This is a genomic window from Acinetobacter calcoaceticus DSM 30006 = CIP 81.8 (genome assembly GCF_000368965.1).
In the GTDB taxonomy this organism is placed as follows: Bacteria; Pseudomonadota; Gammaproteobacteria; order Pseudomonadales; family Moraxellaceae; genus Acinetobacter; species Acinetobacter calcoaceticus.
This window is the reverse complement of record NZ_KB849778.1, coordinates 340,918-354,324: the sequence shown is the minus strand read 5'-3', so window position 1 is coordinate 354,324 and position 13,407 is coordinate 340,918. Positions and strand designations below refer to the sequence as shown.

The 13,407-nt window shown below is 37.4% G+C and carries 10 protein-coding genes; 5 read left to right on the top strand and 5 right to left on the bottom strand.

Translation table 11 applies throughout. From position 1 onward, the window contains the following. Positions 1-93: 93 nt before the first annotated feature. Positions 94-1,005, bottom strand: a complete 912-nt coding sequence (locus tag F936_RS01755) for an alpha/beta hydrolase (protein ID WP_003654113.1) — start codon at positions 1,003-1,005, stop codon at positions 94-96. A gap of 151 nt (positions 1,006-1,156) precedes the next feature. Between F936_RS01755 and F936_RS01750 the strand changes: the two genes are divergently transcribed. Further along, positions 1,157-1,594 carry a DUF2147 domain-containing protein gene (locus F936_RS01750; RefSeq protein ID WP_003654111.1) on the top strand — a complete coding sequence of 146 codons (438 nt, stop codon included), beginning with the start codon at positions 1,157-1,159 and terminating at the stop codon, positions 1,592-1,594. Positions 1,595-1,632: 38 nt separating this feature from the next. Here F936_RS01750 and F936_RS01745 read toward each other — a convergent pair whose 3' ends face one another. Both F936_RS01745 and F936_RS01740 read right to left on the bottom strand, forming a co-directional pair. Further along, a complete protein-coding gene (locus F936_RS01745; RefSeq protein ID WP_017390131.1) occupies positions 1,633-1,983 on the bottom strand; it encodes an arsenate reductase in 351 nt (116 codons plus the stop codon). Between the two features lie 454 nt (positions 1,984-2,437). Next, complete coding sequence (locus F936_RS01740) at positions 2,438-3,262, bottom strand: exodeoxyribonuclease III (protein WP_005044284.1); 825 nt, start codon at positions 3,260-3,262, stop codon at positions 2,438-2,440. 38 nt (positions 3,263-3,300) lie between these two features. On the opposite strand from F936_RS01740, the gene pyrE reads away from it, so the two are divergent. The 3 genes from pyrE (at position 3,301) to F936_RS01725 (ending at position 9,097) form a co-directional block, all read left to right on the top strand. Further along, entirely contained in the window at positions 3,301-3,951 is a 651-nt protein-coding gene (pyrE, locus tag F936_RS01735; RefSeq protein ID WP_004639998.1) for an orotate phosphoribosyltransferase, read from the top strand. Between the two features lie 287 nt (positions 3,952-4,238). After that, complete coding sequence (locus F936_RS01730) at positions 4,239-8,651, top strand: RHS repeat-associated core domain-containing protein (RefSeq protein WP_005044281.1); 4,413 nt, start codon at positions 4,239-4,241, stop codon at positions 8,649-8,651. Continuing rightward, positions 8,648-9,097: a hypothetical protein gene (locus F936_RS01725; protein WP_005044279.1), complete on the top strand. Its 450-nt coding sequence runs from the start codon at positions 8,648-8,650 to the stop codon at positions 9,095-9,097. Before F936_RS01730 ends, F936_RS01725 begins: the two co-directional genes overlap by 4 nt. Positions 9,098-9,443: 346 nt before the next feature. On the opposite strand, the gene F936_RS01720 is transcribed toward F936_RS01725, so the two are convergent. Beyond that, a complete protein-coding gene (locus tag F936_RS01720) occupies positions 9,444-11,636 on the bottom strand; it encodes a TonB-dependent receptor (protein WP_005044278.1) in 2,193 nt (730 codons plus the stop codon). Positions 11,637-11,863: 227 nt separating this feature from the next. Next, complete coding sequence (locus F936_RS01715) at positions 11,864-12,076, bottom strand: DUF1737 domain-containing protein (RefSeq protein WP_004639994.1); 213 nt, start codon at positions 12,074-12,076, stop codon at positions 11,864-11,866. Positions 12,077-12,236: 160 nt separating this feature from the next. Between F936_RS01715 and gshB the strand changes: the two genes are divergently transcribed. After that, on the top strand, positions 12,237-13,181 hold the full coding sequence (gshB, locus tag F936_RS01710) for a glutathione synthase (RefSeq protein ID WP_005044276.1): 945 nt from the start codon (positions 12,237-12,239) through the stop codon (positions 13,179-13,181). Positions 13,182-13,407 lie beyond the last annotated feature (226 nt).

The window sequence follows — 13,407 nt, the reverse complement described above, 5'->3', positions numbered from 1 at the left end:
ACATAACATGATTTTCATTTTATATATGATGACTTTTTATAAAGAAAATGATGTGAAAAGTTTTATTCACTGTTCACATCATTTATAGATAAATTAAGTTTTATCGAGTTCATGAGCAAATTCAGCAATATCTGCCAAAGCTTGTTTTGCTTCATCAAACCATGCATTAAACATCTGGAAGTTATGCCACATGCCTGTATAAAGTTTGAATTGAACTTTAACACCTGCATCTTCGGCTTTTTCTCTAAAGCGCTTGGCATCGTCTAATAATATTTCTTTAGAACCTACTTGAACCAAAGTCGGCGGTAGGCCATGCAAGTCATCGAAAATAGGCGAAACACGTGGGTCATCGGCTGCAATCTGATTGCCAATATAATGCTGGATCCCTGTTTGCAGGGCTTCAAGCGAAAGCAGGGCATCATGTTTCTGGTTAAATCTTAATGATTCGCTTGTCAGCGTTAAATCTAAAAAAGGCGACAATAAAATCAGGCCACTCGGCATGAGCTCAGGTTGTTCTTTTAAGCGTAAACAAAGTGCTAATGCTAAATTGGCTCCGCACGAATCACCCGATAGAATAATATCTTTTGGCTGAAAACCTTGTACCACTAAAGATTGATAGATGTCATATAGAGCTTCGGTTGCCTCAGGGTATGGGTGTTCAGGCGCAAGTGGATAATCCACATGAATAACTTGCATTTGGGTGCGAGCGGCCAAATCTGTCATAAAAGCATGGTGTGTTTTGACACTGCCAAGAAAAAAAGCACCGCCGTGAATGTGAAAAATCAGTTGAGTAGCATGATCTTGCGGTTTGATTTCTTCACCTTTAATGCCTGCCAGCCGAATTGGGCGAACAGAGACATTTTTTTGTCGTGGAAAAGCACGACACATTTGGTCTAAAACAGGACGTAAGGCCGTAGGTGGTAAATTTAGCTGACTTGGCTTGCGAATTGTTGTTTTAAGAAAAGTTTCTGTAAAGTAATATTTCCAAACATTTGATATATTCATAGAGCATCCATTTTTATGCTAGTTTCTTGTTTTCTTGTAAATTTTATTTTGCAAGATTACAAGGTTACACGAAACAGTCACATTCAAAAATTGCAATATCTTTGCGACTTCTGAATACTAAAATCTTGAAAGACCCAAGGATATTACAAAAATGAAAAAGATTGCTTTAGCTTTAGGACTCATTGGTATGGCTGCATTTGCCAATGCGGCTGATACACTCAATGGAACGGTATGGAAAACAATTGATGATCAGACCAATAAGCCAAAAGCCGTAGTTAAATTTACGGAACAGAAGGATGGAACCTTAACTGCAACCATTCAAAACATTTTGACACCGGGCGAAGAAAACGCTTGTACAAAATGTGAAGGTCCGTACAAAAACAAACCACTTAAAGGTGTCACCATTGTACATAATTTAAAAAATGTAGGTGGCAACAGTTATGAAAACGGTACGATTTTAGATCCTAAATCTGGCAAAACTTACAAATTGAAAGGTGAGTTAACAGATGGCGGTAAGAAGCTTAAATTGCGTGGCTATATTGGCGTTTCTGCACTTGGTCGTAACCAAACGTGGATTCGCGCTAACTAAAAGTTTTAATAAAAAAACGAGCCAAATGGCTCGTTTTTTTATGCTTGGATATTTTGATAGGTTGCTTCATCAAAACCGACGATAAACCCTTGAGAGGTTTGTAAAACTGGTCTTTTAATTAAACTTGGTTGAGCAATAAGTACTTCAATAAGGTTGTCTTCGCTACTTAACGCATGCGTTTGTTCTTCTTCTGATAGCTTGCGCCAAGTGGTTCCTTTTTTGTTTAGAACCGTGTCTTGCCCAATTTCTTTTAACCAGATTTTTAAGGTATCTGCATTAATCCCTTGTTTTTTATAATCATGAAAATCATAGTTAAGCCCTTTAGCTTGCAAGGCATCAAATGCTTTTTTCATTGAATTGCAGTTTTTGATTCCATAAATTTTTAACATTTTATCGGACCATGTCAAAAAGAGAGAGCACACAGCCTAACCCAAAAAGCATTTGAGCACTACTTTATACAGATACTTTTAAAACAAATGAAAAATTATGATTAATCGAAAGAGAAATGTCATGTTATTGTCATAAGACAAGGCGATAATGAGCTTAATAAGAAGAAGTTAAAACTAAAAGAACTTAGCGCAAAAAATAAGAGATTGAAAAGAGAAAACCCGCATTTAATCATCCTGATCATGCGGGTCTCATTTCAACGTCCAATGTCACATCCTTGCAAATAAACTTATCATAAGTTTATTTTATCTTCCTACGGCGTCCTATCCTTTTGCGTCATCCTGACTGCTTCCCTGTGCCGTGGGGCTATAATGCCGATAAAGCTGTGTAAGAAAAATACTCAAAAACGACATATGCTGTAAGCGAAAACGACAAGGTAAGTGAACAACTGTTCACTTATTCTTGAATTTTATAGTCGATAATAACGGGTGCATGGTCACTAAACCATTGATCTTTAAAGACCCATGCATTGGCTGTGCGTGTTTTCCAGTCTGGTGAGCAGGCTTGATAGTCAATACGCCACCCTACATTTTTTGCACGAGCTTGGCCGCGATTTGACCACCATGAATAAAGTTCTGCTTCTGCTCGAACTACACGGAAAGTATCAATATAGCCAAGTTCATCATAAATATGGTCAAGCCAAGCACGTTCATGCGGTAAACAGCCAGATGATTTTTGATTACCCGACCAGTTTTTAATATCAATGCGTTTATGAACAATGTTGTAGTCACCACAAATGATCACTGACTTATTTTCATCACGCCATTGCTTCAAGATTTTTGCGTATTCACCTAAAAATAAATCTTTACGTGCTTGCGCTTCTTCACCACTTGAGCCTGAAGGTAAGTATAATGACGCAATATGTACTGGATGTGACAAACCTAAATCGAATTCAGCAGAAATAAAGCGACCTTGACTGTCAGCCAGCTCAAACCCTAAACCATCTTTAACCGAGACAAAGGGTAGACGGCTATATATGGCAGTTCCTGCGTAACCTGCACGCTCTGCTGGAAAGAGATGGGTATGCCATCCTTCGGGTCTAAATTTTTCAGTCCATTGTTCATGGGTAATGCGGCTTTCCTGCATGCATACGACATCGGCATCTGATTGTTCTAACCATTCAAGTAAGCCTTTCGTCACCGAAGAACGCAAGCCATTTACGTTAATGGAAACGACTCGAAGAATTTTTACATCACTTGGATACTGATCCTTTGGTATCATGCGAAAATTTAACCTCAATTGTGAATTTGGAGCACCTCATGACAACGCCTGTGTCATTTAACCCGCAAGCATTTATCGAACTCGCATTATCACGCGGTGTGCTTAAATTTGGTGAGTTTACTTTAAAATCTGGACGCGTGAGTCCTTATTTTTTTAATGCAGGCCTACTTAATGATGGTGAAGCTTTATCTCTTTTAGCACAAGGCTATGCCGATAAATTAACACAATGCCAAAATGTTGATGTTATTTTTGGACCAGCTTACAAAGGCATTCCGTTTGTAGCTGCGACTGCTGTTGCTTTGTCCCAAGTACATAACAAAAGTGTGCCATGGGGCTTTAATCGTAAAGAAGCAAAAGATCATGGCGAAGGCGGTGTTTTAGTTGGTGCTGCGGTTGAAGGTAAAAAAGTCTGGATTATTGATGACGTAATTACCGCAGGTACAGCAATTCGTGAAGTCGTAACGATTTTGAAAAATGCTGGTGCAACTATCGCTGGTGTTTTAGTTGCACTAGATCGTCAAGAACGTGGTCAAGGTGAGCTTTCAGCAATTCAAGAAGTTCAAAAAGAATTAGAAATTCCTGTGCATGCACTCATTACTATGAAAGATTTAATGGATTATTTAGATGCAAAAGGCGAAAAAGAAGCACTAGCAAATATGCAAGCTTATCGCGAGAAATACGGTATTTAAGAGTTAGGTATGGAAAAAGGAAGCTGTGGCTTCCTTTTTTTATAATTTAATTAAATTATTAAATTGATTTAATGGTATTGGTTAAATGATAGTCGTGGGGCTTGAAAAATAATAGAAAGCCGTTTCAGTGCGCTGAATACTTGAATAAATGTATGCAAAATATTGATAATTTCGCATAAACTGTATTATGTCGGTTTTAGGAGATATTAAAAATAAGTTGGTAATAATTTACTAAATACTAGAATTTATATAGATTATATAAAGCAAATATTAATCAACTCAAAATAATGACTTACTTTAGAAATATATTATTAATCATAGCCTTTATTTTATTCTTTCAAACTACAGTATATGCTGCAGATGATGTTTGTCGTGCATGGTTTGGAACACTAGGAATTAGTAAAGGGGATAAACAGTGTGGGCTTAAATGCACAATTGGAGATGTTGGTAGTTTAACTTATAATTGTCCAAATCAATGTGATGATTTATGTACAGAATCAAATGATTGTCCTGCTGGAACAAAAGCAATCTTTGGTCAACATACGACTGCAACATGCCTACCTATTTATGAAACAAAGAAAGACAAAGGTAAAAGTTGTGATGGCCTAGGAAATCCTTGTTCAGTCAGTACAGGTAATAAATTTCAAATAGAAACAGATTGGAAAGCACCTATTGGTCCTTTAGAAGTCAATCGAGTTTATAACAGTTTATTCTCAGACAATGTCTTATCCGATAATACACCTTTTGGTTCAACACGTGCTTGGACTCATAATTATGCAATGCGCTTATATTTCACATCATCAGGAACGAGTATCCCATCTATAACCTTATGGCGTGAAGATGGTAAAGAAATAATAGCTACGCTACGACAAGGTAGAACAAGTCCATTATTAGGTACAACTGACTGGTATGTAGATCCTGATACAAGTTTAGTTCTAAACCAGTTAAGCAGTGGTTGGGAAATTAAAGATCTTAAAAACAATAAAGTTGAAACTTATGATTTAAAAGGACGATTGACCAGAATTGATTATTTAGGTAATCAATTTGTGACAGTGGGCTATCCCGATGCAACAAGCTTCAAAGCAAATACTGTTACAGATCAATTTGGTCGAAAACTGACTTTAACCTATGATACGGATGGTTATCTCACCAGTATTAAATTACCGAACACTCAGATTATTCAATATTCTTATAGTGGGAACACATTATGGGCTGTAAGCAGACCATCTTCAGGCACAAAATATTATAGTTATAATGAAAATACTCAAGTTGCTCCCTCCAAAAACCCTTATTTGTTGACAGGGATTAGCGATGAGCTAGGCCATCGTTTTGCAAGCTATGCCTATGATGAATTTGATCGAGGTATTCTGACGGAACATGCAAGCAATACACAGCAATTCCGCTTTAATTATTCAGACAATAATACACAAGTGACCGATCCTTATGGTACTCAACGACAATATAGCCGGTCCCGTATTTCAGGTACTCAACATATTAGAACAGTAAAACGTGGAGCGATAACAGAAAGTAATTTAGAATATGATAGTTCTGGAAATTTGGTCCGTTATGAACAATTCGGACAAGTCACCACTTATGAATATGACTTAGGTCGAAATCTTGAAATAAAACGAATAGAAGCTGCTGGAACTGCCGAAGAAAGGATTACAACAACACAATGGCACCCAACATTAGCGTTACCTACTGAAATACAAGAACCATTACGCAGAATAAATCTAACGTATGACAATACAGGAAACCTTCTAACCCGAACTATTACAGACTTAAGCACCCAAAAAACAAGAACATGGACATGTACGTATAATAATTTAGGTCAAATTCTCACACTGAATGAACCAACATCCGCAAAAACAACATATAACTATGACAGTACTGGTAATTTACTTACAGTGACGGATCCAGCTGGTCTAGTAATCAGTTACAGTAGCTACAATACTTTGGGACAACCCAAAGTTATTACCTTCCAAAATGGGCATAAAATTACTTATACCTATGACAATCTTGGTCGTGTATTAAAAACAGTAGAAACCCGCTTAAACCCAAGTTTTGAAACAAGCTACAACAGTACAAATAAAGTTGTTCAATGGGCACAGTGGATTATTGATTTAATCAACCAATGGTGCCAATCCATTGGATTGGGAACCCCATTTTCAGGAACTGGAACAACCAGTCAAACATCTAGTGCCATGAGTTTAAGTAGTAGCCAAAGTGCAACAACAACTTATGTTTATGATAATGCTGGGCAACTAACTCAGGTGACCTTTCCAGATGGTGAAATACTGAATTATGAATATGATGAAGCACAACGTTTACTTTTAATTCGAGATAGTCTTGGTAATACTGTGAATTACACTCGGAATAATGCAGGCGCAATTACCAACACTACAATCACTGATAATTACAGTAATATTGCACTCAAGACTGAAACTGTATATGACGCTTTAGGACGCGTCAGCCAGCAACAAGGTAATCATAATCAAATAGAACAATTTAGTTATGATGATTTAAACCAACTGACTGAACAAAAAAATGCATTCAATCAAACTTCAGACTACCAATATGATGCTTTAGGTCGAGCAAAACAACAAAGAAACCCAGCACAAGGGCTGACTGAATATCAATATGACAGTTTGGATCAATTAAAAACGGTTACAGATGCACGGGGTAATACCACAACATACCACTATAACGCATTTGGTGATTTAGAAAGTGTAAATAGTCCTGATACAGGTTTAACTACCTATCAGTATGATGATGCAGGTCGCCTTATACAGTACACAGACAGTCAAAATAATACGCATATTTATACATATGACAGCTCAGAAAGAGTACGTCAAAAAACAGATGGTAGTGGGTCAAATCAACTCACTACTAGTTTTTATTATGATGGCGGCCAATATGGGCAAGGCGAGCTAACACAAACTAGCAATACCAATAGCAGTATTCGCTACACTCGAGATAGTGCTGGGAATGTCATTGAAAAAGTGATGGCACTCAAACCAAATGTGCCATTACGTGTCCAGTACAACTATACCGCTGGAGGGAAGCTCTCCAATATTCTTTATCCAAGTGGACTCAAAATCACATATACCTATAACCAAGGTCTACTCAGTAATATTAATTCGAGTACTGGTGGTAAATTACTCCAGAATGTTCGCTACACCCCAATGGGAATCAGTGGTTGGGATTGGGGAACAGGATATGACCAGTTTAATCTTGTTCAAGATACAGATGGCCGAGTCAATGACATAAGTTCAACTGGTATTTTGACACGACATTATAATTTTGATGTTACAGATCGAATCACCAGTATTAACGACAGCGATAGCACGCTAAATTCGGTTTTTAACTATGATGTCATGGATCGATTGACCCAGCAAAATATCCAGTTAGGAGATAAAAATGCTGTCCTAAGTTATAGCTATGATGCTAATGGTAATCGAATACAGCAAAACAAAGCTGAAAATGGCATCTCGACAGATCGTGCACTTTCAATTGCAAATACAAGCAACCGTATCAATGACTACAGCTACTTAGCAACAGGTCAAGTCACACAAGATAATACCCGCAGTTATCAATACGATGCAGCTGGGCGTAGTAGCCAGATCCAGAAAAATGGTAGCAGTATTGAAAATCGCTATGATCCACTTGGGCAGCGTGTCATCAAATACAGTTCAAATAATGGAGTACAAAGTATTGTCTATTTTGTATATAACGAATCTGGGCAATTGTTAGGTGAATACGATCAAAACCGCAATCGAATCCGTGAGTATATTTGGCTCGGTGACCGTTTGGTGGGGATGTTCAGTCAAGAACGTCCGAATGTTTTACTGAGAGTACATACGGATCACTTAAACACACCTAGGGCTGTAAGTGAAGGTGATGGAGATAGTCGTAAGGTCTTATGGCGTTTGGATGGAGATCAATTTGGGGATGTATTACCAAATGAAGATGTTGATGCAAATAATATTAAATTCACCATGCCTTCACGTCATGCTGGACAGTATTATGATAGTGAGGTCGGAACATTCTATAACTACTACCGTGACTATGATCCAGCAACAGGACGTTATGTTCAAAGTGATCCTTTAGGTTTATTTGATGGAACAAATACCTATGCATATGCCTATAGCAATCCTGTGTTGTATAACGATCCGACAGGGCAGTTTGTACCGATATTAGTTGGAATAGCATTAGGTGCAGGAACTGATTTAGGCATTCAACTGGCATTGAATGGTGGGGATTTTCAGTGTGTGAGTTGGACGCAAGTTGGGGTTTCTGGAGCTTTAGGGTCTATCGGAGGAGGCTGGTGGACTGGTGCCTTTAAACATGCTAAATCAAGTGCAAGCTGGTTTAAGTTAAGTACTAAATGGAAGAATGTCAGCCCAAGAGTCAGAAATGCTCAAGGTACACCTAAAGGTTATGAACTACATCATTGGTTAATTGAAAGAAATAGTTGGATGGGAAAAAAAGTGCCAGACGCAATAAAAAATCATCCGTGGAATTTAAAAGCAGTAGAGAGAACTGTGCATCAACAGATTCATGGGAATAGTAAATCTCAAGAAGCATATAATGCATATGGTAGATGGCTGCATGGTACTCCTAGTTGGGCTAAAGGTACTGAGATTTCCATAATGACGGGTATAGGGGGTGATTTAGTAACATATGGAGAAAATGAATGAGTTTTAATTTTCCTGTCATTGTATATTGTTCAGAATATTTACTCGGAAATCTAGATTCTGAAAAATTTCATATTGTAAGTGAAAGAAAATATGAAGAAGGCTTATTTCAAAACTGTTTTATTATTGATTCAAGTGGTAATCTTTTTAAAATTAAATCCACAATAAAAAATAGTCTAACTTCAAAAGGAATATTCTATGCCTTGAAATATTCCCTGAAAAATTTAGATTCATTAGGAACAGGGAAGAAAGTATATATTACTTTTGATGTTTCATCTCCAAAGAAAAAAAACTTAGATGAGATTAAAAAAGAACTCAGGGATTTATTTTTAAAAAATCCAAAATGGTTTAAAAACAGTGATTTTAATCAAGCACAGGCGATTGAACTTTTTATCAATGAAGCTAGAACAGTAAAAGAGTTGATCGAAAATATATCGGTTTGGTCGTGAAAAGTTTATCTTGATTTAACTTAATGGGTGTTATGTAAAATATTCTAATTTTATTTAAATACTTTTCGCCATCCTAAAAACTAGCAAAAAGCCGACTTTGTAATATGTCGGCTTTTTTTAAAGCGGATTTATCACTTGTTGTCAATAAAGTGATCTATTCGAAATCTTTTACATCATCCTTCTTACACTTCAAGATACTACCCAACTTTTCATTACACCCTTATTCAGTCATCACCAAAGGCGAAAAAGAAGCGCTAGCAAACATGCAAGCTTATCGCGAAAAATACGGAATCTAAAAATAAACTGGCATACCTCTAAATAGGGGTATGCCAGTTTAATATTTTATTTAAAACTGATAATTCAAACGCAATAACACATTACGTGGTGTGCCTGGCATGCTGTCTGAACGCCAGTATTCTTTATTGGTTAGATTATTCACTGCAAGTGTGACATTCCAAGGGTCTGCACTATAGCCAATTGCTGCATCGACGCGATTAAAGCCTTCCATTTTTACTGCATTATTAATATTTGGATAATAAGACCCGACATAGGTTACGCCCACCTCGGTATACCACTGTTCAGTTGGTAAATAACGAACAAATAAATTACCCGTATTTTTAGATGTGTTGGCTAAAGAGTTGCCTTCTTGTTCAGGCTTTTGTTTATCTTCTTTTACTTTGGCATCGGTGTAACCATAACCACCGCGAACAAAGACATTATCAAGTACGCGACCAATAAAGCTAAACTCGAGACCACGAGATTGATGCTGACCAGCAGTTGCCCACACCTCTGGTTCACTGTCAGGATTCGGTTTATAGCGGATATTATTTTTACGAATATCAAAGACCGAAAATTGAGTATTTAAACGACTATCTAACCATTCGCTTTTTACCCCAACTTCGTATTGCTCGTTATATTGAGGCTCTTTATCCATTTTTGTGACATCAGTGCTTCCAGTAACTTGGTTAACACCCATTTGTCCACCAAATGGTGCAAAGCTCTTAGAGTAAGACGTATAAAAACTATGTTCAGGAAGCGGTTGCCATACCAAGCCAACATTCGGGCTAACAGTACTGTCTTTTACATTGCGACGTGCATTAGTGAGTTTGTTAGTGGTTGAAAAATCGAAGTAATCGTAGCGTAGGCCCATCATAAGTTTAAGCTGGTCATTCAGACCAATTAAATCCTGAATGAATACACCATAAGTTGTGCCTTCATTGTAGTTATGCTGACTAATTAAGAGAGGACCATTGCCACGACTTGATTCTCGTTCACCTGTGAATGGATTGACGTAACCATAAATGGCTGAACCATTTTGAGTCTTATTGGCTAGACGTGGTTCTCGTTGTTCATAGGTCCAGTCTGTACCGACCATAATTTGATGTTCAAGCGAGCCTGTTTTGAACTTGCCCTTAATATCAAATGTATTCGTCGTTGTTTTATTGTTGGTTTGCTGCCAGTAGTAAATTTGGTTGATGTAGCCTTTTTTAGTCGTACATGCTTCACCTTTCAAATTTTTTCCATCTAACCCACAATAAGTTCCAAAATAAAAGTGGTCAAAGTTCTGTTCTGCTTGTCGGTAACTCGCTGCCCAGTGAAAGTTCCAATCAGGCGCATATTCATAATTCACATCGGTACGAACCACCTGCAAAATATCATCAACATAATCGCCGTCTTGGGCAAATTCCATTTTAATTGAAGTTCCCGCAGGTAAGTTTTCATATGCTGGACCACGATCAGGCACACGACCTAATTTGTCATACGTATATTGTGTAGTCCAAGTAAGCGTTCCATCATCATTTTTATAAGTAAAACTTGGTGAAAACATCTCAATTTTATTTTCAATACCAGAGCGGAAGCTATCTGTCTCGCCATATTCTCCCGTAAGGCGTACTGCTAAATTGTCATTAATGACTTGGTTGATGTCAGCAGTGGTTCCATAGTTATCGTATGAACCTGCATAAGCGCCAACTGAACTTTTAGAGTCGAAATTGGCGAATTTACTCACCATATTCACAACCCCGCCACCAGCACTACGGCCATATAAAACAGAGGCGGGGCCTTTTAAAATTTCAATACGCTCAATATTGGCAGTACTACGGCGTACTTGACCACTTTCACGTATACCATCGCGGTAAATATCGCCTGTATCAGCGCCAAAACCACGAATCGTGATGCCGTCACCGCGCATGTCGTAATTGGTGGATACGCCAGGGGTACCTTGCAGCATAACGCTTAGATCATTTGATCCATAAATTTTATATTTCTGAACATCAATGGTATCAACGGTTTGAGGGATATCTTTTTTGTCTAAACCATTGCGTGTGACATTGGCTTTGTCATAGTCGATATAGCTTTTAATTGGGTCGAGTTCACTCATCGCCTCAATTTTTATGGTGGGCATGGTCGCTGCTACTTTCGAGGATGAGTTACTAGAGTCTTCAGCGTATACACCTTGAATATTCAAGATCATTAAACTGAGTAAGCTGAGCGGGAAAAGACGCTTAATTTGGGGAGATGATGTAGAAATTCTTAACATAAAATAAAATCAGTTAACAAAAATAAAATTATAAATGATAATTATAATCATTTAATTGTTTAGAATAAAAGAACTATTGTCTTTAAAATTTATGAGATTGCTTTTTTAAGTCTTTATTTTTGAAAGGATGTAGCGATTGCTCAAGCTAACAAGGGGGAGTATTGGTTAGCTTGAGTTATTAATTTAGATTAAGAAGATGTTTTTAGAGATGAAAGGAAATATTTGAGTTAAGCATTATTTTTGAGAACATCTAAAATATCCATTTCTGGATCATAATTTTCGTCAATCGTTTTGCAAATTGCTTGTCCAACAATCACATGCGTGCCATTAAAGGTCATGCTGGGTGCTTCATATAATTCCCAGCCGTGATTCAGTGCTTTAGTTACTCGTGCACAAAAAGCAGAGTCATCAGGGCCAGTTAAATAGCGATAAAGTTTCATCTTTAGCCTTTAAAAATAATATTTTATGATCATAGTTTAACTGAATTTACTTGAGTTCTAGTGAATGGAATAACAGATAGCGATTTACTGAAATTAAGAAAAACGAGTGAAAAATCTCAGCTATACTCATGCTAATTTAAATTTTATGAAGAGCTTGAGCATGCGTGTACTTGTCGTCATGGATCCGATTGAAACCGTAAATCTTAAAAAGGATTCAACCATGGCAATGTTGTGGGCGGCGAGCCGTCGTGGACATGAATTGGATTATGCATTACAACAAGATTTATATATCGATCAAGGTAAGGCTTACGGTCTAATCTCGCCATTAAAAGTATTTGAAGATTACAACCATTATTACGAGTTAGGTGAAAAGAAAAAAGAATCTATCGCGGCTTACGATGTGGTGTTGATGCGTAAAGATCCGCCGTTTGATATGAATTTTGTCTATACGACTTACGTACTTGAGCAAGCTGAACGCGAAGGTTCATGGATTATCAATAAACCTCAGTCATTGCGTGATTGCAATGAAAAGCTATTTGCAACGCAATTCCCCGAGCTGCAAGTACCTACACTTGTAACATCGCAACAAAGTTTAATTCGTGAATTTCTTAAAGAACATGGCGATGTTATTGTGAAACCACTTGATGGTATGGGCGGTACGGGGATTTTCCGCTTATATCAAGATGGTGTAAATATTGGTTCAACGTTGGAAATGCTGACAGAGTTAGGTACTCGTCCAATTATGGCTCAGCGTTATATTCCTGAAATCGTAGAAGGGGATAAGCGTATTTTGATGGTGAATGGCGAGCCTATTCCTTACTGTCTAGCTCGTATTCCCCAAAACGGTGAAGTGCGTGGTAATTTGGCGGCAGGTGGCTTAGGTCAAGCGCGTCCGCTGACTGAAAACGATAAACTGATTGCAGCTAAAATTGGTCCTTTCTTGCGCGAAAAAGGTTTGGTTTTTGTTGGTTTAGATGTGATTGGTAATTATGTCACTGAAATTAATGTCACAAGCCCAACATGTATTCGTGAAATTGATGCTCAATTTGGTACATCAATTGCCGATAATCTGTTTGATGTATTAGAAGCTGGTCGTACGGCTTAATTATTTATTTCAGGTGATTTTCAGCGGTATTTATGGGAAATCACCTGAAAATATATGAATTAATAAAATCACAATATGAAATACGCTAGTGCTTTGTAGGCATATTTTCAAAAAAGCACATCTTTCTGTTATAAACGAGTGAAATTAGCTTTTCGTTAATGAAGCTTTAGGATTAAAATAAACGGCTACAAAAATAGATGACAATTTCCATTGTTTTTTGAGTTGA

Excerpts from the sequence above, each read along its gene's own strand:
- F936_RS01755 (WP_003654113.1), bottom strand. The coding sequence starts at position 1,005 with ATGAATATATCAAATGTTTGGAAATATTACTTTACAGAAACTTTTCTT.
- F936_RS01750 (WP_003654111.1), top strand. The coding sequence starts at position 1,157 with ATGAAAAAGATTGCTTTAGCTTTAGGACTCATTGGTATGGCTGCATTT.
- F936_RS01745 (WP_017390131.1), bottom strand. The coding sequence starts at position 1,983 with ATGTTAAAAATTTATGGAATCAAAAACTGCAATTCAATGAAAAAAGCA.
- F936_RS01740 (WP_005044284.1), bottom strand. The coding sequence starts at position 3,262 with ATGATACCAAAGGATCAGTATCCAAGTGATGTAAAAATTCTTCGAGTC.
- pyrE (WP_004639998.1), top strand. The coding sequence starts at position 3,301 with ATGACAACGCCTGTGTCATTTAACCCGCAAGCATTTATCGAACTCGCA.
- F936_RS01730 (WP_005044281.1), top strand. The coding sequence starts at position 4,239 with ATGACTTACTTTAGAAATATATTATTAATCATAGCCTTTATTTTATTC.
- F936_RS01725 (WP_005044279.1), top strand. The coding sequence starts at position 8,648 with ATGAGTTTTAATTTTCCTGTCATTGTATATTGTTCAGAATATTTACTC.
- F936_RS01720 (WP_005044278.1), bottom strand. The coding sequence starts at position 11,636 with ATGTTAAGAATTTCTACATCATCTCCCCAAATTAAGCGTCTTTTCCCG.
- F936_RS01715 (WP_004639994.1), bottom strand. The coding sequence starts at position 12,076 with ATGAAACTTTATCGCTATTTAACTGGCCCTGATGACTCTGCTTTTTGT.
- gshB (WP_005044276.1), top strand. The coding sequence starts at position 12,237 with ATGCGTGTACTTGTCGTCATGGATCCGATTGAAACCGTAAATCTTAAA.